20 protein-coding genes and 1 pseudogene are annotated in these 21,736 nt (G+C 72.7%); 13 read left to right on the forward strand and 8 right to left on the reverse strand.

Going from position 1 to position 21,736, the window contains the following annotated elements; all coding sequences use genetic code 11:
• Positions 1-34 precede the first annotated feature (34 nt).
• The gene (locus ACFWUY_RS21885; RefSeq protein WP_384111185.1) at positions 35-1,282 is read right to left on the reverse strand and encodes an MFS transporter; all 1,248 of its coding nucleotides are present in this window, start codon (positions 1,280-1,282) and stop codon (positions 35-37) included.
• Positions 1,283-1,524: 242 nt separating this feature from the next.
• Positions 1,525-2,439, reverse strand: coding sequence for a LysR family transcriptional regulator (locus ACFWUY_RS21890; protein WP_384111188.1), 915 nt, complete (start codon positions 2,437-2,439; stop codon positions 1,525-1,527).
• Between the two features lie 128 nt (positions 2,440-2,567).
• Here ACFWUY_RS21890 and ACFWUY_RS21895 point away from each other — a divergent pair, with 128 nt between their 5' ends.
• From ACFWUY_RS21895 to ACFWUY_RS21950, 12 genes and pseudogenes are all read left to right on the forward strand, one after another.
• Positions 2,568-3,566, forward strand: a complete 999-nt coding sequence (locus ACFWUY_RS21895) for a fumarylacetoacetate hydrolase family protein (protein ID WP_384111191.1) — start codon at positions 2,568-2,570, stop codon at positions 3,564-3,566.
• On the forward strand, positions 3,563-4,519 hold the full coding sequence (locus ACFWUY_RS21900; RefSeq protein ID WP_384111194.1) for a cyclase family protein: 957 nt from the start codon (positions 3,563-3,565) through the stop codon (positions 4,517-4,519). Before ACFWUY_RS21895 ends, ACFWUY_RS21900 begins: the two co-directional genes overlap by 4 nt.
• A gap of 65 nt (positions 4,520-4,584) precedes the next feature.
• Positions 4,585-5,715, forward strand: a complete 1,131-nt coding sequence (locus ACFWUY_RS21905; protein WP_384111197.1) for an FAD-dependent oxidoreductase — start codon at positions 4,585-4,587, stop codon at positions 5,713-5,715.
• The gene (locus ACFWUY_RS21910; protein ID WP_384111200.1) at positions 5,712-6,716 is read left to right on the forward strand and encodes an amidohydrolase family protein; all 1,005 of its coding nucleotides are present in this window, start codon (positions 5,712-5,714) and stop codon (positions 6,714-6,716) included. Before ACFWUY_RS21905 ends, ACFWUY_RS21910 begins: the two co-directional genes overlap by 4 nt.
• Before the next feature lie 13 nt (positions 6,717-6,729).
• Positions 6,730-7,668, forward strand: a complete 939-nt coding sequence (locus ACFWUY_RS21915) for a VOC family protein (protein WP_384111203.1) — start codon at positions 6,730-6,732, stop codon at positions 7,666-7,668.
• 232 nt (positions 7,669-7,900) lie between these two features.
• Positions 7,901-8,872: a fumarylacetoacetate hydrolase family protein gene (locus ACFWUY_RS21920; RefSeq protein WP_384111206.1), complete on the forward strand. Its 972-nt coding sequence runs from the start codon at positions 7,901-7,903 to the stop codon at positions 8,870-8,872.
• Positions 8,869-9,600 (forward strand): annotated as a pseudogene (locus tag ACFWUY_RS21925) (SDR family NAD(P)-dependent oxidoreductase); the annotation flags it as partial. The gene ACFWUY_RS21920 and the pseudogene ACFWUY_RS21925, both read left to right, overlap by 4 nt.
• 115 nt (positions 9,601-9,715) lie before the next feature.
• The gene (locus tag ACFWUY_RS21930; RefSeq protein ID WP_384111209.1) at positions 9,716-10,471 is read left to right on the forward strand and encodes a CoA transferase subunit A; all 756 of its coding nucleotides are present in this window, start codon (positions 9,716-9,718) and stop codon (positions 10,469-10,471) included.
• Positions 10,471-11,121 carry a CoA transferase subunit B gene (locus ACFWUY_RS21935; protein ID WP_384111212.1) on the forward strand — a complete coding sequence of 217 codons (651 nt, stop codon included), beginning with the start codon at positions 10,471-10,473 and terminating at the stop codon, positions 11,119-11,121. Before ACFWUY_RS21930 ends, ACFWUY_RS21935 begins: the two co-directional genes overlap by 1 nt.
• Positions 11,122-11,172: 51 nt before the next feature.
• Entirely contained in the window at positions 11,173-12,393 is a 1,221-nt protein-coding gene (locus ACFWUY_RS21940) for an FAD-dependent monooxygenase (protein ID WP_384111215.1), read from the forward strand.
• Between the two features lie 20 nt (positions 12,394-12,413).
• Positions 12,414-13,451 (forward strand): cupin domain-containing protein, encoded by a 1,038-nt coding sequence (locus ACFWUY_RS21945; protein WP_384111218.1) that lies wholly within the window; start codon positions 12,414-12,416, stop codon positions 13,449-13,451.
• A gap of 36 nt (positions 13,452-13,487) precedes the next feature.
• Complete coding sequence (locus ACFWUY_RS21950) at positions 13,488-14,351, forward strand: fumarylacetoacetate hydrolase family protein (RefSeq protein WP_384111221.1); 864 nt, start codon at positions 13,488-13,490, stop codon at positions 14,349-14,351.
• 93 nt (positions 14,352-14,444) lie between these two features.
• On the opposite strand, the gene ACFWUY_RS21955 is transcribed toward ACFWUY_RS21950, so the two are convergent.
• The 6 genes from ACFWUY_RS21955 to ACFWUY_RS21980 all read right to left on the reverse strand — a co-directional run bounded on the left by ACFWUY_RS21955 (position 14,445) and on the right by ACFWUY_RS21980 (position 21,379).
• A complete protein-coding gene (locus ACFWUY_RS21955; protein WP_384111224.1) occupies positions 14,445-15,188 on the reverse strand; it encodes a FadR/GntR family transcriptional regulator in 744 nt (247 codons plus the stop codon).
• A 120-nt stretch (positions 15,189-15,308) separates the two neighbouring features.
• Positions 15,309-17,693 carry a SpoIIE family protein phosphatase gene (locus ACFWUY_RS21960; protein ID WP_384111227.1) on the reverse strand — a complete coding sequence of 795 codons (2,385 nt, stop codon included), beginning with the start codon at positions 17,691-17,693 and terminating at the stop codon, positions 15,309-15,311.
• Positions 17,694-18,029: 336 nt separating this feature from the next.
• Positions 18,030-18,659, reverse strand: a complete 630-nt coding sequence (locus tag ACFWUY_RS21965; protein WP_384111230.1) for a lactate utilization protein C — start codon at positions 18,657-18,659, stop codon at positions 18,030-18,032.
• Positions 18,656-20,200: a LutB/LldF family L-lactate oxidation iron-sulfur protein gene (locus ACFWUY_RS21970; RefSeq protein ID WP_384111233.1), complete on the reverse strand. Its 1,545-nt coding sequence runs from the start codon at positions 20,198-20,200 to the stop codon at positions 18,656-18,658. Before ACFWUY_RS21970 ends, ACFWUY_RS21965 begins: the two co-directional genes overlap by 4 nt.
• The gene (locus ACFWUY_RS21975; protein ID WP_384111236.1) at positions 20,197-20,964 is read right to left on the reverse strand and encodes a (Fe-S)-binding protein; all 768 of its coding nucleotides are present in this window, start codon (positions 20,962-20,964) and stop codon (positions 20,197-20,199) included. The genes ACFWUY_RS21970 and ACFWUY_RS21975 overlap by 4 nt, the downstream gene beginning before the upstream one ends.
• Positions 20,965-21,124: 160 nt before the next feature.
• On the reverse strand, positions 21,125-21,379 hold the full coding sequence (locus ACFWUY_RS21980) for a DUF6332 family protein (protein ID WP_384111358.1): 255 nt from the start codon (positions 21,377-21,379) through the stop codon (positions 21,125-21,127).
• A 168-nt stretch (positions 21,380-21,547) separates the two neighbouring features.
• Between ACFWUY_RS21980 and ACFWUY_RS21985 the strand changes: the two genes are divergently transcribed.
• A complete protein-coding gene (locus ACFWUY_RS21985) occupies positions 21,548-21,694 on the forward strand; it encodes a DUF6221 family protein (RefSeq protein WP_384111239.1) in 147 nt (48 codons plus the stop codon).
• Positions 21,695-21,736: the final 42 nt, after the last annotated feature.

Here is a 21,736-nt window from a genome sequence, read left to right on the forward strand (position 1 = left end):
AGCGTGCCCGTGCGGCCGCGCGTCCGTACCACCGCTACGCGCTCTCGGGCGAGCCGGCGGGAGCCGGTCGGCGGGCCGCCAGGAGGAGCCCGGCGGTGAGGAGGGCGGTCGTCACGCCGAGGAGGGCGACGGCGGAGGCGAGGCTGCCCGCCGGCTCCTTGCCCGCGAGCAGTACCAGGGGGCAGAGGAACTCACCGAGGAAGAAGGCCGCGGTCCACAGGCCCATGCCACGCCCTCGGTCGGCGAACCCCAGGAGGGACATGGCCCTCGTGACCAGCGCCGGGAGCAGCAGGCCGGTCCCGACGCAGTTGACGACGGCTCCGGCGATCAGGAGGGGGAGGCCGTCGGCGAGACCCATCATCAGGAAGCCGGCGGCGCAGAGCGCGAGCAGCAGCGGGAGACGGTGGCGGCGGTCCGGGGAGAGGCGGGTGAAGAGGACGGAGCCGAGGACGGTGGCGGCGCTGGCCACCGCGGTGACGGCGCCGATGGTTCCGGTGGAGTCGGTGCCCAGGTCGTCCAGGAGGTAGGCCATCTCGACGGGGACGGTGTAGAAGACGACGGCGCCGAAGACGGTGAGGAGACAGACGCCCGCCATGCGGCGTACGGGGAACGGACGCCGGGTGACCTGCGTATCGGTCCCGGCGTCGGTCCCGGCATCGGTCCCGACGTCGCGCTTCGGCAGGAGCGGCGCGGGCAGGACGCGGGCCATGACGGGGGCGAGCAGCAGACCCGTGGCGTAGAGCCAGAAGGGGGCACGCCAGTCGGCGGCTCCGAGGGCGCCGCCGAGGACGAAGAAGACGGTGGCGGAGGCCGAGGCGCACATGGTCTGCAGGGCGAGGTAGCGGTCGCGCAGTTCGCCGCTGTAGTAGTCGCCGATGAGGGTGGTGCAGGCGGTCATGATCGCCGCTTCCGTCACGCCCACGAGAACGCGGCTGATCAGGATGGCGTGGAGGGAGTCCAGCCACAGGGGTGCCATCCCGAAGAGCGCGTAGAGGGCGGTGGCGACGACGAGCAGGCGCTTGCGGCCGAGCCGGTCGACGATCATGCCGGCGAAGGGGGCGAGCAGGGCGAGGGCGAGGGCGGGGACGGTGAGGACCACGGGGACCAGGGCCACGCTTCCCGGCACGCCGTCGAAGTGGTCCTGCATGCGGGGCAGTACGGGCGCGAGGAGCACCGCTCCGAGGACGGGCAGGCAGCTGCCGGCCATGAGCACCATGGCGGGGAGGCGTCCGCCCGGGGCGGTGTCGTGGTCGTGGCGCGGCGGGGCGAAGGGTGCGGGCATCACGGCGCTCCAGGGCGGGAGGGGGCGGAGATCGCGCCCGGTCGGGGACGGCGGCACCTGGGCGGTGCCGGGACCGGGGCGGAGGTGCCCTCGACTATGCGTGCCGGTGGGCGTGGTGCCCACCCCCTGCGCCATCCGGTTTGGCGATGCCCTCGATCCACCGGACGGATCCGGTCCGGTCGGGCCGCCTCCTGTCGGGCCGGCTCCTGTCGGACCGGTCATGGAGGGGGCGCGGGAAGGGATCAGGTGTCCGCGTCGGCGATGCGCCTCCCGACCCTGGCCGCGGTCTCCCTGAGCCAGATGTGGGCGGCGTCGTGGGTGTGGACCGGGTGCCACCACAGGGCTTCGCGCAGGGGGACGGCCTCGTAGGGCGGTTCGAGCACGCGTACGGCGGCCAGGGGGGCGAGCAGCCGGGCGAGGCGGGCCTGGACGAGGGCGATACGGCGGGTGCCGGCCACGAGTGCGGGCAGGGCGTGGAAGCTGTCGACGGAGACCTCGACGCGCGGTTCGATGCCGAGCATGCTCAACTGGCGCACCGCCGGGGCGTCGTAGGTGCGCTGGTAGGTGACCCAGGGCAGGTCGGCGAGATCCTGCCGGGTCAGACGGTCTCCGACGCCGGGATGATCGTCGGCGACGACGAAGACCCACCGGTCGTCGTACAGGTCGGTGGCGGGGAAGTCGCTGATGACGCCGTGCGGCATGAGCAGGCCGTCGGTGGCGCTCAGGAGGCTCGCGGTGTCGTCGACGACGGTGAGGGGCGTACGGGTGAAGCGCAGCCGGATGCCCGGGGCCTCCTCGTGGAGGGCTCGGGCGAGTGCGACGCCGAAGACGTCGACGGCGTAGTCGGACGCGACGATGCGGAACTCCCGGGTCTCGGTGGCCGGGTCGAACGTCGCCTGGCTGGCGAAGAGCCGTTCGAGGACGTCGTAGGCGGTGGCTGTGCGGTCGAGCAGCACCTGTCCCAGGGCGGTGAGTTCGTACTGGCTTCCGACGCGGGAGAGGAGTTCGTCGCCGAAGTGGCGGCGCAGCCGGGCCAGGGCGGCGCTCATGGCGGGCTGGCTGAGCCCTACGCGCTGCCCGGCCTTGGTGACGTTGCGTTCTTCGAGGAGGGCGCGGAGGGCGACGACGAGGTTGAGGTCGAGACGGGCCAGGTTCACGAGGATGCTCCCGGGGCGGGACGGCACAACCAGGGACTATTGATCCGGCAAATGCGAGTGATCCATATAATCGATTTCCCTGACTGCTTGGGGCGGGTCCAGATTAGTCCCATCGCAATCAGGAGGACATGTCGGTGAAACCTGAAACCGCTTCCGATCTCTTCGCCGGGCCTTTCGCCCTGGGCACTCTCTCGGCCGCTGACGGCCCCGCCTTCCCCGCTCTCGTCGACCCCGACGGGCAGGTCCTGGACCTGCGGACGGCGCTGGCCGAACCGGATCTGACGATGCGGAACCTGCTGGAGCGGTGGCCGGCCGTTCTCCCCCGGCTGCGCGAACTCGCCGCCGAGACGGAAATGCTCCGCCGTCCGCTGGCGGAATTCCGCGTCCTCGCCCCGGTCGAGCCTCGGCAGATATTCCAGTCGGGCGCCAACTACCGGCAGCACGTCATCGACCTGCACGTCGCGCACCGGGCGCCGGACGACGAACGCTCCGAGGAGGAGCGACGGGCCGAGGCGGCCGGGATCATGGACCGGCGGGCCGCCGAGGACCTGCCGTACGTGTTCATCGGTCTTCCCAGCGCCGTCACCGGCCCGTACGACGACGTCACGCTTCCCGCGTGGGCGGCGAAGCCGGACTGGGAGCTGGAGCTCACCGCGGTGATCGGCCGCCCGGCGTACCAGGTGTCCCCCGAGGAGGCGCTGGAGTACGTCGCGGGCTACACGATCGCCAACGACCTGACCGACCGGGCGACGGTGTTCCGCAGGGACATGCCCCAGATCGGCACGGACTGGCTCCGCAGCAAGAACGCGCCCGGGTTCACCCCCCTGGGCCCGTGGATCGTGCCGGCCGAATCCGTCGGCGACACGAGTGACCTCCGGCTGACCCTGAAGCTGAACGGCGAGGTCATGCAGGACGAGTCCACCAAGGACATGATCTTCGACGTGGCGCGCATGGTGTCGTACGCCTCCCGGAGCGCGCGGCTGCTGCCCGGGGACCTGGTGCTCACCGGTTCTCCGGCCGGCAACGGCATGCACTGGGGCCGGCTGCTGCGCGACGGCGACGTCATGGACTCCTCGATCACCGGTCTCGGCGCCCAGCGCACCCGCTGTGTCGCGGAGGAAGCGTGAACCGCGCCGACCCCGAGGGCGCGATCGCCCTGGCCGCGAAAGCCTGCTCCAACTGGGGCCGTTGGGGCGAGGACGACCGCCTGGGCACCGTGAACTTCCTGGACGAGGCCAAGCGCCGCGAAGGCGCCGCGCTCGTCCGCCGGGGAGCCAGCTTCTCCCTGTCCCAGCGCTTCGACATCAACGGGCCGCAGAAGGGCTGGCGGCGCCGGACCAACCCGGTCCACACCATGCTCGACACCGGCACGGACGCCGCCCTCGGCAACCAGGGACTCCCCCACGGCATCGGCGGCGCCGACGACGTGATCGCGATGCCGCTGCAGTGCTCCACCCAGTGGGACGGCCTGGGCCACATCTTCGACCACGGCAAGGCGTGGAACGGACGTCCGGCCGAGCGGGTCGTGACCTCGGACGGCGACCAGATCACCGGCATCGAGCACATGGCGCCCCACATCGCCGGACGCGCCGTACTCCTCGACGTCGGCCGGACGGTCGGGGACGACGGCGAACTCCCCGACGGTTTCGCCATCACAGAGGAACACCTCACGGCCACCGCCGAAGCCCACGGAGTGACGGTCGGCCGCGGCGACATCGTGCTCGTCCGCACCGGACAGCTCGCCCGCGTCCGCCGGGACGGCTGGGGCGACTACGCGGGCGGGGCCGCCCCCGGCCTCTCGTTCACCACCGCGTCCTGGCTGCACGGCAGCGAGATCGCCGCGATCGCCACCGACACCTGGGGCTTCGAGGTGCGGCCCAACGAGTTCGACCACGCCTTCCAGCCGCTGCACCAGGTCGTCATCCCTCACATCGGCCTGCTGATCGGCGAGATGTGGGACCTGGAGGCCCTCGCCGACGACTGCGCGGCCGACGGCGTCCACGCGTTCTGGCTCACCGCCGCCCCCCTGCCCATCACCGGCGCCGTCGGATCCCCCGTCAATCCCGTCGCCGTCAAGTAGGTCCGGGCCGTCAGCCCGACACGTAAGTCCGGGGCCGACAGCCCGCGGAACAAGGGAGTTCCCCCATGAGCACACCCCGCAAGGTCCTGGTCATCGGCGGCGGAGCGGCCGGCAACGCCGTCACGGTCCTGCTGCGGCGCGCCGGGATCGACGTCGACCTCGTCGAGGCGAAGGACGACTGGAACGCCACCGCCGGGTCCGGCATCACGCTGCAGGGCAACGCCCTGCGCGTGCTGCGCGAACTCGGCGTCTGGGAGCAGGTCAAGGCCTCCGGATTCCCCTTCGGGTCCGTCGGCATCACCGCCCCCGACGGCACCGTCCTGCACGTCCAGCGCGACCTGCGCACCGGCGGCGACGACCTGCCGGCGACCGTCGGCATGCAGCGCCCGCGGCTGCAGCGGATCCTGATCGACGCCGTCCGCGCGAGCGGCGCGACCGTCCGCCTGGGCACCACCGCGACCATCCTGGACCAGGACGCCGACGGCGTCTCTGTGCGGTTCGGTGACGGCGGCGAGGGCCGCTACGACCTGGCGATCGCCGCCGACGGCCTGGGCTCCGCCACCCGCACACAGATCGGGATCACCGACAGGCCCGAGCCGACCGGCATGGCCATCTGGCGGGTCGCCGCCCCACGGCCCGTCGGCGTCGAACGCACCGACCTCGCCTACGGCGGCCCGGCGTTCATCGCCGGCTACTGCCCCACCAGCGACACCACCCTGTACGCGTACGTCGTCGAGAAGAACCGCGACCGCTCCTCCATACCCCCCGAGTCGTACGCCGAGGAGATGCGCCGTCTCGCCGCCGCCTACGGCGGCGCCTGGCCGGCGATCACCGCCACGATCACCGACCCGTCGAAGGTCAACTACACGTGGTTCGACCGGCTGCTCGTCGAAGGAGCGTGGCACCGCGGCCGGGTCGTCCTCGTCGGCGACGCCGCGCACTGCTGTCCGCCCACCCTGGCCCAGGGCGCCGCGCTCTCCCTGGAGGACGCGTGGGTCCTCGCGCACCTGCTCACGGAGTCGGACAAGTGGGACGAGGAGCTGTTCCAGGCGTACTACGAGCGGCGCATCGCGCGGGTCCGGCCCGTCGTCGAGGCGTCCGTCCAGGTCGGGCGGTGGCAGCTCGACGGTGTCCGTGACGCCGACGTGCCGGGCCTGATGGGCCGCACGATGACGATGCTGCGGGAGCTGCCGTGACCGCGCCCACCGTGGACGTCCACGCCCATGTCCTGCTCCCCGAGGTCGATGCGCTCGTCGCGGGTCTGCCCGGACACGCCGAGGCCAGGCTGCTCGACGCCCGCCGCAACGGTCCCGACGCACTCGCCGTCAGCGGTGTCATGGTCCGCGACCGGATCCCCGCCCTGACCGATCCCGCCGTCCGGCTCGCCCGGATGGACGCGCAGGGCGTGGACGTCCAGCTGGTCAGTCCCTCGCCCTCGCACTACCACTACTGGGCCGACGCCCCGACGGCCGAGAAGGTCCACCGGCTCGCCAACGAGGCGACGGCGGCGCACTGCGCGGCCGCTCCGGACCGGCTGCGGGGCCTGGGCCTCGTCCCCCTCCAGCATCCCGAGCTGCTCGTCCGGGCCCTCGACCACGCCCTCGAACTGGGCCTGGCCGGGGTGGAGATCTCCAGTCACGCCCCGGGCCGTGAGCTGTCCGATCCGGCGTACGAGCCGTTGTGGGCGCGTGCCGAGGAGACCGGGGCGATCGTGTTCCTGCATCCGTTCGGCTGCACGCTCGACGAGCGCCTGGACCGGTGGTACCTGTCCAACACCGTGGGCCAGCCCACCGAGAACGCCGTCGCCCTCTCCCACCTGATCTTCTCCGGGGTCCTCGACCGGCATCCCGCGCTGAAGATCGTCGCGGCCCACGGCGGCGGCTACCTGCCCACCCACATCGGGCGCAGCGACCACGCCTGGCGGGCCCGTACCGACGCGTCGGCGAGCTGTGCGCGACCGCCCAGCAGCTACCTGGGGCGCCTCTACTTCGACTCGCTCGTGCACGACCCCCGTGTCCTGCGGGCCCTGGTGGACGCCGCCGGCGCCGACCGGGTGCTGCTCGGCTCCGACTTCCCCTTCGACATGGGCTCCGACGACCCCGTCGGCGCGCTCGGCGCGGCCGGACTGTCCGAGGCCGACCTCGACGCCGTCCGCGGCGGCAACGCCGCGGCCCTGCTCACCCTCTCCCCCGCCTGAGGAGGCACCCCTGATGAACTCCCGCCTGCTCACCCACCTGCGGCACGTGGACCTCGCCGTGCCCGACTACGACAAGCAGCTCGACTTCTACGCCGGCGTCTGGGGCCTGACCAAGGTCGCCGAGGACTCCGGCATCTCCTTCCTCGCCGCCGAGGGCAGCCCGGAGCAGTACGTCGTCCGGCTGCGCAAGGCCGAGGAGAAGCGCCTCGACCTCGTCTCCTACGGCGCCGCCACCCCCGCCGACGTGGACACCCTCGCCGAGCGGTTGCTGGCCGGCGGCGTGCGGCTGGTCTCGCGGCCCGGCACGGTCGACACCCCCGGCGGCGGCTACGGCTTCCGGTTCTTCGACGTCGACGGCCGCACCATCGAGGTCTCCGCCGACGTCGAGGTCCGCCGGCACCGCAGGATCGAGGAGAAGGAGGCCATCCCGGTCAAGCTGTCGCACGTCGTGCTGAACTCGCCCGACCTCGACCGCACCCGCGACTGGTACGAGCGGCACCTCGGCTTCCGGCTGTCCGACTCGCTCAGCTCGCCCCACATGGGCGACGTCATGCACTTCATGCGGATCAGCAACCAGCACCACTCCATGGCGCTGGCCAAGGGGCCGCACACCTCCCTGCACCACGTCTCCTTCGAGATGCGCGGCATCGACGAGTACATGCGCGGCTCCGGCCGGGTGCTCCGCGCCGGCCACCAGAAGATCTGGGGTCCCGGCCGGCACATGGCCGGGGACAACACCTTCACCTACTTCCTCGACCCGCACGGCAACACCGTCGAGTACACCACCGAGCTGGAGGAGCTCGACGAGGACACCTGGCACCCCCACGTCTACGACTTCTCGAAGCCCGAGGTCACCGACCAGTGGGGCACGGCGAACCCGATGAGCGAGTTCGTCGCCAAGGAGTCCTTCAACGACCCGGACCGCGGCTGCTTCGTCGCCCCGCCGGTGTAGAGCGCCCCACCGGCGCAGAGCGCCCTGCCGGTGCAACGCCCTGCCGATGCAGCGCCCTGTCCACCCGACCCCGGGGACGCGGCGGGCGGTGTACCGCCCTGACTCCCGCCGCCGCGTTCCCGGCCCCCGGTCACGGGGCCGGGCCGCCCGGAGGTGGCCGGTGACGGTCCTCCTCTTCGTCCCGGGCGGCCCGGTCCCGTGTCCGACCTCCCTCCCACCTTGGAGCCGCACCATGCGCTTCGCCGCTTTCGAGCACCGGCACGTCCGCCGGGTCGCCGTCGTGGAAGACGACGGCACGCTCTTCCCCCTCCCGGGGGTCACCTCCCTGACCGATCTGATCCGTGAGACGGGCGGGCTTCCCGGGCTGCTCGCCGCCGGGGCCGCGGCGCTCGACGTGCCGCCCGGCCCGCACGTCTCCCAGGTCCGGCTGCTGCCGCCGCTGCGGCCGACTTCCGTACGCGACTTCGTGACCTTCGAGGAGCACGTCGAGGGCGTACGCAGGTCCGTGAGCGGCGAGGCCGGTGTCCCCGAGCAGTGGTACGAGGCCCCCACCTTCTACTTCACCAATCCGCACGCGATCCACGGCCCCCAGGACGACGTGCCGATGCCACCCGGGTCCTCCGTACTCGACTTCGAACTGGAGGTGGCGGCCGTCATCGGCCGGGACGGTCGGGACCTCACGCCGGAACAGGCACGGGACCACATCGTCGGCTACACCGTCTTCAACGACTGGTCCGCGCGCGACCTGCAGTCCGCCGAGATGCGGGTCGGACTCGGCCCGTGCAAGGGCAAGGACACCGCCACCACCCTGGGGCCCTACCTGGTGACCGCCGACGAGCTCGAACCCCACCGTGACGGTGACGGTCTGCTCCGGCTCGCGCTGACCGCCGAGGTCAACGGCGAGAAGGTCGGCGGCGATCTGCTGTCGAACATGAGCTGGACCTTCGAGGAGATGACCGCCTACGCCTCGCGGGGCACCTGGGTCGTCGCCGGGGACGTGCTCGGATCGGGCACGTGCGGCAACGGCGGCTGCCTGGCCGAGCTGTGGGGCCGGCGCGGCGAGCGGGTTCCGCCGCCGCTGAAGCCGGGCGACACGGTCACCCTGACCGTGGAGGGGATCGGCTCCCTGACCACCCGTGTGGTGCGGGGCGTCGAGCCGGTCGCGCTGCCCCGGGGCCGGCGCCGCGGCCGGGAGCGGCCGTGAACGGCGGACGCCTCGCCGGGAAGGTCGTCGTGGTCACGGGCGCGGCACGGGGCCAGGGCGCCGCCGAAACGGCGGCCCTGGCCCGCGAGGGCGCCACGGTCATCGCCACCGACGTGAACGCCGGTGAGGGCGTACGAAGGCTCGATGTCACCCTGGCCGACGACTGGGCCGGTCTCGCCGGTCACCTGCGCGAGACGTACGGAGCGGTCCACGGCCTCGTCAACAACGCCGGCATCACCTGGCGTGCCCGCCTGGACGAGGTCACCGCCGAGGACATGAGCTGTGTGCACGCCGTCAACGTGAACGGTCCGCTGCTCGGGATCCAGCACCTGGCTCCGCTGATGCCGCCGGGCTCGTCGGTGGTGAACGTCGGTTCCTCCGCGGCGCTCACCGCCCACTATCCGGTGGCCTACACGACGAGCAAGTGGGCGCTGCGTGGCCTGTCGAAGACGGCGGCCATGGAGCTGGGACCGCGCGGGATCCGGGTCAACACCGTCCATCCCGGGTTCGTCGAGACGGAGATGACGGCGTCGGCCGCGCCGGCGTTCCGTGCGGCGAACGTCCGCGAGACGCCCCTAGGACGGGTGGGGACCGTCGAGGAGATCACCCCCCTCGTGGTGTTCCTGCTGTCCGACGAGTCGTCGTTCATCACCGGCGCCGAGATCCCCGTCGACGGCGGCCTCACCTCGCACGGCGGAGTGAAGTCCGTGTCCGACGCGCTGCTCGCACCCCCGTCACCGGCACCCGGCTCGTCGCCCGCGGCGGCGGACGCCACGGCGTACCACCCGACTCGCCCGCACGAGCCGCACGACCCGTACGTCCCGCACGAAAGGAACACCCCCCATGGACAAGGTCGTTCATGACGCCACGGACGCCGTCGCCGACATACCGGACGGCGCGTCCCTCGCCGTCGGCGGCTTCGGGCTCGGCGGCGTCCCCGAGACCCTGATCCGGGCCCTGCACACACAAGGGGCCCGGGACCTCAGGGTCGTCTCCAACAACTGCGGCGTGGACGGCCGGGGCCTCGGCGTGCTGCTCTCCGCCGGGCGCATCTCCCGGGTCACCGGCTCCTACGTCGGCGAGAACAAGGAGTTCGCCCGCCAGTACCTCGGCGGAGAACTCGAGGTCGAGCTCGTCCCCCAGGGGACCCTGGCGGAACGGCTGCGGGCCGGCGGCTGCGGCATCCCCGCCTTCTACACCCCCGCCGGTGTCGGCACCCAGGTCGGCGACGGCGGACTGCCCTGGCGGTACGCGGCCGACGGCGGCGTCGCCGTCGCCTCCCCGGCCAAGGAGATCCGCTCGTACGGCGGCCGGCCGCACGTCCTGGAGCACGGCATCACCACCGACTTCGCCCTGGTACGGGCCTGGCGCGGCGACCGGCACGGCAACCTCGTCTTCCGCCGGGCGTCCGCCAACTTCAATCCCCTCGCCGCCATGGCCGGGCGGATCACGATCGCCGAGGTCGAGGAGCTCGTCGAACCCGGCGCCCTCGACCCCGACCAGGTGCACCTGCCGGGCGTCTTCGTCCAGCGCGTCGTGGCCCTCACCCCCGCCCAGGCGGCCGACAAGCAGATCGAGAAGAGGACGGTGCGCGGCTGATGACCTGGAACCGCAACCAGATGGCCGCCCGGGCCGCCGCCGAACTGGCCGACGGCTCGTACGTCAACCTCGGCATCGGCCTGCCGACCCTCATCCCGGCGTTCGTCCCGGCCGGTGTCCATGTCGTGCTGCATTCGGAGAACGGCATCCTGGGCACCGGTCCCTACCCCACCGAGGACGGGATCGACCCCGACCTGATCAACGCGGGCAAGGAGACCGTCACCGTCCTTCCCGGGGCGTCCTTCTTCGACTCCGCCCTGTCGTTCGGGATGATCCGCGGCGGTCACATCGACACCGCCGTCCTCGGCGCCATGCAGGTCTCGGAGAGCGGTGACCTGGCGAACTGGATGATCCCCGGCAGGATGGTCAAGGGCATGGGCGGCGCCATGGACCTCGTGCACGGCGCCCGGCGGGTGATCGTCCTGATGGAGCACACCGCCAAGGACGGCTCACCGAAGATCGTCGAGGAGTGCGCCCTGCCGCTCACCGGCCGGTCCTGCGTCGACCGGATCGTCACCGATCTCGCGGTCCTGGACGTCACCGACCGCGGTCTGGCCCTGGTGGAGACCGCGCCCGGCGTCACCGTCGAGGACGTGCGCGCGGCCACCGGGGCCCCCGTGCGCGTGCGCCCCACCAACGCCGCCTGCTGACCGCGGCTCCTGCCGCGAAGCCGCGGCGCTCCCTGCCCCAAGGAGGCACTCATGCCTGTGACTTCCCCGCCCCCGCACATCGCCGTCGTCGGCGGCGGCATCGGCGGTCTGGCCGCCGCCCTCGCGATCGCCCGCGCCGGGAACCGCGTGACGCTGGTCGAGCGGGCCACCCGCTTCGGTGAGATCGGAGCCGGCCTCCAGCTGGCCCCGAACGCCTCTCTCGCTCTGGAGGAACTCGGCGTCCTGGACGCCGTGCGGCGCTCCGCCGTCGCCCCGCCGCGGCTCGTCATGATGGACGCGCTCACCGGCGAGCAGATCACCGCTCTCGACCTGCGCGGTGACGCCTACCTCAGCCGCTTCGAGCACCCCTATCTCGTCACCCACCGCACCGACCTCCACGCGGCACTGCTCGCCGCCTGTCAGGAGCACCCGTCGATCGGCCTGCGCACCGGACACACCGTCACGGACGCGGTACAGACGTCGACCGAGGTGCGCCTGCGCTTCGCCGGGACGTCCGAGCCGCTGACGGCGGACGCGGTGGTGGCGGCGGACGGCCTGCGCTCGCGGCTGCGGCAGATCCTGGTCGACGACGGCGATCCCGTCTGCTCCCGCTACGTGGCCTACCGCGGAGCGCTGCCCGTCTCCGGCATGACGGGCGCGATGGCACGGCACGCCACGACGGAGTCGGTCATCGTGTGGGCCGGTCCGCGGATGCACCTCGTGCAGTACCCCGTACGGCGCGGCGAGCTCTACAACCAGGTCGCGGTCTTCGAGAGCGACCGGTACACCCCCGACTCCGACGACTGGGGCACGGAGGCGGAGCTGGAGGAACGGTTCACCAGGGCGTGCGGGCCGGTACGCGACGCCCTCCCGCTGATCGCGCGGGACCGGCGCTGGCCGCTGTTCGACCGCCCGCCCCTCACCGACTGGGTGCACGGCCGGATCGTGCTCCTGGGGGACGCCGCCCACCCCATGCTGCAGTACCTGGCCCAGGGCGCCTGCCAGGCCCTGGAGGACGCGGTGGCCCTGGGCCGCGCCCTGCGCGAGCACCCCGACCCCGAAGACGCCTTCGCGTCCTACGCCGGCCGGCGTACCGGGCGGGCCGCCTCGATCCAGACCAACGCCCGCCGGTTCGGCGAGATCTGCCACCTGGACGGCATGGGAGCCGTGATGCGCAACCGGCTCCTGGCCTCCCGCACGCCCGAGGACTTCGACGACATCGCCTGGGTGTGGACTCCGGCCACCGAACGCGTGACCGCGACCGCCCCGTGAGCATCCCGCGAGGAGACACCATGACCGACGACCCCGCCTACCAGGCCCTCGAAGAACTCGGCGCCGCCCCGCTCTGGCGCTTCTACGGCGACCTGTTCCCCGCCCAGCCCCGCAGCCGGGCCGTCCCGTACCGGTGGAGCTGGCAGGAGCTACGCCCGCACCTCCTCCACTTCTCCCGGACCCTCTCCCTCGACGAGGCCGAGCGGCGGGTCCTGATGCTCGTCAACCCCGGCCTGACCGACCCGCCCGCGACGGTCAACACCCTGTACGCGGGCCTGCAGATCATCCTCCCGGGCGAGACGGCCCAGGCGCACCGGCACACGTCCAACGCCTTCCGGTTCGTCCTGGAGGGCGACGGCGCCTGGACCACCGTCGACGGCGAGCGCGTGTTCATGGCCCCCGGCGACCTCCTGCTCACCCCCGGCTGGCACTGGCACGACCACACCCACGGGGGTGACGCGCCGATGATCTGGCTCGACGCCCTGGACTACCCGCTCGTCAACGCGCTGGAAGCCGGCTTCTACGAGAAGTACCCGCGGCGGCTCCAGCCCGTCACCCGCCCCGACGACGCCGGCAGCCGCCAGTTCCTCCACGGTCGCCTGACCCCCACCTGGATCACCCCGACCGGGCTCAACTCCCCCGTCACCCGCTACACCTGGCAGGAGACCGGCCGGGCCCTCGACGCCATCGCCGACACCGCCGAGGGCAGCGACGTCGACGGCATCGTCCTGGAGTACACCAACCCATGGACCGGCGGGCCGGTCATGCCCACCATCGGCTGCCGCGTCCAGCGGCTGCGCCCGGGGTTCGAGGGAGCGGGGCGCCGGCACACCGCGTCGACGGTCTTCAGCGTCGTCCGCGGCGAAGGGACCACCATCGTGGACGGCAAGCGTCTCGACTGGGCCGAGCACGACACCTTCGCGATCCCCGGCTGGGCGTCCTACCGGCACCTGAACACCTCCGCGTCCGCCGACGCGGTCCTCTTCTCCTACAGCGACGAGCCCGTCCTGCGTTCTCTGGGCCTGTACCGCGCCGAGAACGCCGACCCCGGCGCCTGATCACCCCACTTCTCCGACACCAGCAAGGAGGCCACGATGCGTCTGGCCCTGTTCGACAAGGGACGCCTCGGAGTCGTCGACGGCGACACGATCGCCGACGTGACCGACCAGGTCGCTCCCTCTTCCACCGGCGCGGCCGGCGTGCTCCAGCAGTACATCGAGGCGGTGGCCGACGCCTCCGGTCCGGTCCTCGACCCGGCGCGCGGCCGCCGCGTACCGCTGGCGGAGGTGACGCTGGAGGCACCGCTGCCCCGCCCCGGAAAGATCGTCGGAGCGCCGGTCAACTACCTCGACCACAAGGCGGAGATGGAGTACCCCACGACCATCGCCGACCTGGGCGTCTTCCTGAAGGCCAACTCGTCGGTGATCGGTCCGGGCCAGGACGTCGTCCTGCCCTACTCCGACCTGCGCACCGACCAGGAAGGCGAACTGGCCGTGGTCGTCGGGCGGACCGCGTCGCGGGTGAGCGCCGACGACGCCCTGGACCACGTCTTCGGCTACACCTGCCTGCTGGACATCACCGTGCGTTCCGGGGAGGACCGTTCGACGCGCAAGTCGTTCGACACGTTCACCCCCATCGGGCCGTGGGTGGTGACCGCCGACGAGATCCCCGACCCCGACCGGCTCGGCCTGCGCTGCGACGTGGCGGGCGAGACCCGGCAGCGCACCAGCACCGCGGACCTCGTCTTCGGCGTCCGGGAGCTGATCGCCTACGCGTCGTCGGTGATGACCCTGTACCCGGGTGACGTGATCGCGACGGGCACGCCGGCGGGCGTCGGCCCTCTGGCCCACGGCGATCGCGTCGTCGTGGAGATCGAGCGGATCGGCCGTCTGGAGGTGGGCGTGGACGGCTCCCTGGCCTCCCCCTACGACACCCGGCCGGGCCACCGCCGCGGCTGAGTCCGCCCGCCCCGGGCCCTCGGCCGAGCCCGGCTGTCCCGGCCCTTCGGCCGAGTCCGACCGCCCCGGACCCTCGGCGGCACGCCGAAGCCGTCACTCCACCGGCGTGCCGCCCTCGCCCCCGTCGACGACCGCGCCGTGGAAGCCGCGGATGTGCCGTTCCACTAGGTCCGCCGCCGCCGCTCCCTCACCGGCCCTGAGCAGGCGCAGCAGTTCCGTGTGTTCGGCGTTGAGTCCGGCGGCGGTAGCGGCCCAGTCCTCGGCCCCTTCCTCCGCCCGCAGGATCAGGGTGCGCACGGACTCCCGGACGGCGGAGGTCAGCGTGGAGATCAGGTGATTGCCCGAGGCGCGGGCGACCAGCACGTGGAAGGCGGTGTCCAGCTCGTTGAACAGGGACACGTCGGCCTCGGCCGCGCGCATCCGGCCGAGCAGCGCCTCCGCCTCGGCCAGGACCTCCTCGGACGCGGTCCCGGCCGCCGCCTCGAAGCTGGAGCGCTCAAGGACCACGCGCGCCTCGAGGACGTCCTCGAGTCCGTAACTGCCGAGTGCCAGATGAAGCCGCAGCACCCGGCCGAGCGCGTCGTCCGGATTGCGCACGATGCGCGCGCCCGCGTCGGGGCCGCGCCCCGCGTTGGCGACCAGGACGCCGATCGTCTCCATGACCCGGAGGGCCTCGCGCAGGGCGGACCGGCTCACCCCGAGCGCCGGGGCCAGCTCCCGCTCCGGCGGCAGGCGGTCGCCCGCCTTCAGCTCACCGGCGAGCACCTGCTGCTCGATGCTCTCCAGGACGAGCTCGTGTGTACGCGGCTGCCGTACGGGTCGCCACTGGGCCGTCACGGGTGCCTCCCCCTCTCGATGACCGGGCACGAACGGCACCGCACCCCGATCCGGCCATCCTATCTATGGTCCGACCACAGTCCGGGGTGCCCGTAGGGGGATCGCGTCACGCGGTGCGGGTCACCCGCCCCGCGGCGGGGAGAGCGGCTGCTCGGTCCAGATCGTCTTGCCCCGCGCCCCGTAGCGGCAGCCCCAGCGCGTGGTCAGCTGCGCGATCATGAAGAGGCCGCGCCCGCCCTCGTCCGTGGTGAGGGCGCGCCGCAGCCGGGGCTGGGTGTTGCTGGGGTCGGAGACCTCGCACACCAGGACCCGGTCGCGGATCAGCCGCAGTCCGACGGGGCCGCCCGCGTAGCGGATCGCGTTGGTGACGAGTTCGCTGACGATCAGTTCGGTGGTGAACAGCAGCTCGCCGTCCAGCCCCCACTCCTCGAGACGCGCGTTCACCCGCGCCCGCGCGTCCTGCACGGCGGCCGGGTCGGCGGGAAACTCCCATGCCGCCGTGGCGTCCTCGGCGACGGCCCGGGTACGGGCGAGCAGCAGGGTCACATCGTCCTCCGGCTGGTCCGGGCTGGGGTGCCGGGCCACCAGGTCGGCGCCGATGCGGTCGAGGGGCCGGTCTCCGCGGCACAGCTCCGCCAGGTCCGCCCCGAGCCGCGCCATGCCGGCTTCGGAGTCGTGACCGTGCTGGACCATGCCGTCGGAGTAGAGGGCGAGGACGCTCCCGGGCGGCAGCTCGACGCTGCACACCTCGAACGGGTTGTCGCCGACGCCGAGGAGTGGTCCCGGCACCACGGGCACGAAGCCGACACCGCCGTCGGGGAGCGCCAGGGCGGGCGGCGCATGACCCGCCGACGCCAGCTGGCAGATCCGGGTGACGGGGTCGTACACCGCGAACAGACAGGACCCGCCCAGGGTGTCCGGTTCCTCCGCCTCGGCGCGCATCCGCTGCACCAGGTCGTCGAGGTGGGTGAGGAGTTCGTCCGGCGGCAGGTCGAGGTCGGCGAGCGTCTGCACGGCGGTGCGCAGCCTGGCCATGGTCGCGGCGGCCTCCAGACCGTGGCCGATGACGTCACCGACCACGAGTCCGATCCGCAGCGACGACATCGGGAAGGCGTCGTACCAGTCCCCGCCGACGCTGACGCTCCCGCCGGCAGGGACGTAGATCCCGGCGGTCTCGGCGGCGGCGCTCTCGGTGGCGGCCGGTGGCAGCAGGCTCCGCTGCAGGACGACGGCCGTCTGGTGCTCCCGGGCGAAGCGGAAGGCGTTGTCGAGGGCCAGGGCGGTGCGTGCGCACAGGTCCCGCAGGAGTTTGACGTCGGCGTCGTCGAACGGCACGGCGGTACGGACGCGGTACACGGTGGCGTAACCGAAGAACCTGCCGCCCCGGTACAGCGGACAGCCGAGCGAGTCACGCATGCCCTCGGGCACGAGCCGGGCGATCAGTTCCGGATCGTGGCCGAGGACCTCCCGCGCGAACGCGGCGTCCGCGACGAGCACGTCACCGACGACCTTGGCGGCCAGCTCGGGGCGGTCGGGGACCGTGGGCGTCGGCTCGCCGACCTGGATCAGTCGGGCCGGCCACCGGCCGTCCGCGGACTTCACCGCCACCCGGCGGGGCGCGGAGGCCTCCTGCCCCGGGTAGCCGTAAGGCGGGTCCCGTCCCTGCAGGACGTCGTCGGGGAAGTCCACGCACGCGAGATCGCCGAGCGCCGGCACCAGCACGTCCATGAGGTCCTGAGCGACCTGGACGACGTCGAGCGACTCACCGATCTCCAGGGCCCGCCGATAGGTGTCCCGGAGGCGCGGGGCAGGTGGCTCGTCGCTCCACCCCGTCACGATCGCCACCCCGACGGGCTCGCCCAGGGGGTCGTCGACGCGGAAACAGCTCAGCGGCAGGGTTCTCTCCGCGTGGCCGGGGTCCAGGCGGTACGCGACCCCGGTGACACAGGCGCCGGTCGCGGCGACGTGCTGGGCGGTCGCCCGTACGGTCGCCGTACCTCCCGCGTCCGGCAGGTCGAGGAACCAGCCGTCGTCGGCTCCCTCGGGCCGCAGGACCTCGAAGGCCGCGTTGGCCTGCACGAGGCGCAGGCCCATGTCGAGGTGGGCGACACCGAGGGCGCTCTGCGACAGCAGGGCCCGGGCGAGATCGCGGGCCTCGTCCCAGCCGCCCGGCCCGTCCGGTCCGCCCGTCGGTGACGCCAGGACCAGGACTTCGGCGTCCGGGTCCGCGGCCACGAGCCGGACATCGGCGTCGACCAGCCGGCCCGAGCGGTGCCGCAGCCTCAGCTTCCGGGCGTGCCCGGCCCCGGCGCGCGGTGCCCGGGCACCGGAAACGGGCCCGTGCAGCAAGCTCCGTACGGGTGTGCCCGCCATGTCCTGGCCCGACCAGCCGAGCAGCTCCGCCGCACCCCGCGACCACCAGACGACGCGCCCCCGCCCGTCGAGCAGGGCCGCCGCGACGGCATCGGGACCGGAGGGGCTCTCCGGAAGGCGGTCGGACGCCACGCCGCTCCTCCCTGCCGACGGGCCACCCGGGTCGGTGGGCCCTGTCGTGCCAGGATGCTCCGTTCCGCGCGGCCGGGCACCTCGGAGACACCGGGGCGGACGGGACGGAAGCGCGCCGGCACCTCCCGCGGCGGCCGAGGCCATGCGTCCGTACGGCGGGACAGGTGCGACGGGCACGGGTACGACGTTTCAGGACGGAGGCGGTCTGCCCAGGACGTGGTCGCGGACGCCGGGCCCGGGCCGCGACCATGACGGCGCCCGGCGGTCCGGACACCGGCTCGGGCATCGGTACGGGCGCCGATGCGGGCATCGGCTCCGGACGTCGGCTCAGGGGGCTCAGACGTCGGTGCGGACGACCACGATCAGGGTGCGGGGGCCGTGGACGCCCTCGACCCGCTCCAGCTCGATGTCGGAGGTGGCGGACGGTCCGCTGATCAGCGTGGTCGGCCGCTCGGGCACCAGCCGTGCCAGGGCCTCCGGGACGCCGACGGCGACCTGGGAGAGGTCCACCACGCACACGTGCGCGTCGGGCACGAGGGTCAGCGCGCGGCGGCCCTGGTCGGCCGAACCGTCGAGGAAGATCGTCCCGGTCTCGGCGCAGCCCACCGCCGCGGCCGTCACCACGGCGTCGAGCGCCGCGAGGTCCGGTGCGGGCACGTCGGCGTGGTCCCGGACGGTCTCGCCGGGCCATTCGGCGAGCCAGGAGGGGTCGAGACCTGCGGGGACGCCGACGCGGGCGACGGCCAGGCCGGTGAGGATTCCGGCGAGGGTGGCGGGGGTCTCGGCGGACGCGCAGGTGTGCACCCGGGCCTTGTAGTCGACGAGCCGGTCGGTGAACAGGGCGAGCCGGTCGGTGTCCGGCAGGGTGCGGTCCCGCCGGTAGTCGCGGGGCACGGCGACGGGGGTACGGGGGGCAAGGCTCAGCGCGTCGTGGACGCGGCCGAGCACGGTGTCGCGTGCGGTCATCGGCCCCCCTCGGGGGTCTCGTCGAGGTCCTGGTGTTCGGCGGCGGCCGCCGCGAGGGCGCTTCGGCCCTCCTCGGAGGCGTACCAGTCGCGGAAGGTGCGGCGGGGCGGGGCGGGGGTGTCGCGGCTCTCGCTCCAGCCGTTCAGCGGGGGCGGCAGGTGGGAGATCTTCCCGTCCCGCCCGGCGGCGATCCGGCCGATCGCGGCGGCTTTCTGCGCCGTCGTGTAGAGCTTCGGGCGGCCCATGACGGCGGCGGCGGCCTTCATCGCGAGCTGTTCGGCGCTCCGTCCCGTCCGCTCGGTGGTCTGGTGGCGCAGTTCCACGAGGAGCGACGGGATGTCGATCTTGACGGGGCAGGCGTCGTAGCAGGCGCCGCAGAGGGTGGAGGCGTACGGCAGCGAGGCGTTGGGGTCGTTCTTCGCGGCGTGGGTGCCGGCGAGCTGAGGGGTGAGGACGGCGCCGATGGGGCCGGGGTAGGTCGAGCCGTACGCGTGTCCTCCGACCCGTTCGTAGACGGGGCAGACGTTCAGACAGGCGGAGCAGCGGATGCAGTTGAGGGCTTCGCGGCCGACGGCGTCGGCGAGCGCGGCGGTGCGTCCGTTGTCGAGGAGGACCAGGTGGAACTCCTGCGGCCCGTCGCCGGGGGTCACTCCGGTCCACAGCGTGGTGTACGGGTTCATCCGCTCACCGGTGGAGGAACGGGGCAGCAGCTGGAGGAAGACCTCCAGGTCGGCGTAGCGCGGCAGGACCTTCTCGATGCCCATGACGGTGATCAGCGTCTTCGGGAGGGTCAGGCACATCCGGCCGTTGCCCTCGGACTCCACCACCGACAGGGTGCCGGTCTCGGCGATGCCGAAGTTGGCGCCCGAGACGGCCACGGGGACGGTCATGAACTTCTCGCGCAGGTACGCCCGCGCGGCGGCGGCCAGTTCGGCGGGGACGGAGGACAGTCCGGGGTCGACGCCCGGGATCCGTTCGAGGAAGATGCGGCGGATCTCCTCGCGGTTGCGGTGGATCGCGGGAACGAGGATGTGGGAGGGGCGGTCGTCGGCGAGCTGCACGATCAGTTCGGCGAGGTCGGTCTCGTGGGCGGTGACGCCCTCGCTCTCCAGATGCTCGTTGAGACCGATCTCCTGCGTGGCCATCGACTTGACCTTGATGACCTCGCGGCTGCCGGTGGCGGCGACGAGGCCCGTGACGATCGCGTTCGCCTCCGCGGCGTCCCGGGCCCAGTGCACGGTGCCGCCGGCCTCGGTGACCTTCGCCTCCAGCTGTTCGAGGAGTTCGGGCAGCCGGCTCATGGCCTCGTTCTTGAGGGCCGCTCCGGCGGAGCGCAGCTCCTCCCAGTCGGGGAGTTCGGCGGTGACCGCGAGCCGCTTGGCGCGGATGGTGCGGGTCGCCTTGTGGAGGTTGTCGCGCAGCTGCTGGTTGCCCAGTTCACGCGCGGCGGCCTGCGGGAACTTCCGGTCGCCGCGCAGATGGCCCTCGCCGTACGGGGAGCGGGGCGGCGCGGCCGGCATGCCGAGGAACGTGCTGCTCATCGTGCGGCCTCCGTCAGGGGGTGGGGCGCGGTGCGGGTGGAGCTGAGGATCTGGGCGAGGTGGAGGGTGCGCGTTCCGGAACCGATCCGGGACAGGCCTCCGCCGATGTGCATGAGGCAGGAGGCGTCGCCTGCGGTACAGACGGCGGCACCGGTGGAGGCCACGTGGTCGAGCTTGTCGGCCAGCATCGCGGAGGAGGTGGCGGCGTTCTTGACGGCGAAGGTGCCTCCGAAGCCGCAGCAGGCGTCGGCCTCGGGGAGTTCGACGAGGTCGATGCCCTCGACCGCCCGCAGCAGGCGCAGCGGTTTGTCGCCCACGCGCAGCATCCGCAGCGAGTGGCAGGTGGGGTGGTAGGTGACGCGGTGCGGGAAGTACGCGCCGACGTCGACGGTGCCCGCGACGTCGACCAGGAACTCGGACAGTTCGTACGTCTTGTCCTTCACCGCCGCGACCCCGGCGCGCAGCGCCGGGTCGCCGTAGCGGTCGGCCACGGTCGCGTGCTGGTGCCGGACGCAACCGGCGCAGGAGCCGGAGGGCATGACGACGGCGTCGATGGCGGAGTCGCCGAACTGCTCCGCGAAGTTCCTGATCAGCGGAAGGGGTTCACGCTGGTAGCCGGTGTTGACGTGCATCTGTCCGCAGCAGGTCTGATCGGGCGGGAAGACCAGTTCGTGACCGAGGCGGCTCAGCAGCAGAGCCGTCGCCCGCACCGCGTCGGGAAACAGGGTGTCCCCCAGGCAGGTGGCGAAGAGTCCGATGCGCATGGGGTCCTCCTCAGGGAAAAGTATGGTCCGACCTTACTGTGGTCGAATAAAACTGCCAAGAGCGCGCCACGGAGTGGACCGACGCGGGACCGCGGGCGTGACCTGCGGAGTGCCGGGCTCGCCGCGCCCGTCCCGCGAAGGCGACGAACCAGCCCGCGGGTCAGCGCCCCTGACGCCGTCGCGCGTCGAACCGGAGCAGTACCCTCACCACGCGCCACACCCCGGCGGAGGCGGCCGACACGGCCCCCGTCACGAGCAGGCCCTTCCTCGCGGGCTCCGAGACGTCGACGAGCAGCACCGGTACCAGGAACACGCCGAACACGATCGCGGCCAGCGCGGCGGCCGTCACCAGGGCGAACATGATCTCCACCGTCATCGCGTCTTTCTCCCCGCGCGACTCTCGCCCCATATCCATGCCGCGAGTTTCACATGGCGCCGAGACCTCCGGGCCCTCGTACGCGAGATTCCACGCGATCCGTCGCTCGCCGGTCCCGTTCACGCCCGCTACGAGGCTGACGACCACGCCTCCACCGGAGGGGCCCACCGCTTCGGCGGCGACGCCGTCCTCGGCACTCACCTGCCGATGCTGGACCTGATCGACATGCTCGCACGGGACTACGAGGCCATGGATCCCGCGGACCCGCGCTCCGCCGGGCTCGCCCACACGCTCCGTGTGCTCGCACAGTCCTCCGACGACCATCCGGATTACCGTGAGGAATGGCGTCCGTAGAGTCCGAGAAGGCGAACATGACGTCCCGGAACGGTGACCTGG

Source organism: Streptomyces sp. NPDC058664, assembly GCF_042716635.1.
Taxonomy (GTDB): domain Bacteria; phylum Actinomycetota; class Actinomycetes; order Streptomycetales; family Streptomycetaceae; genus Streptomyces.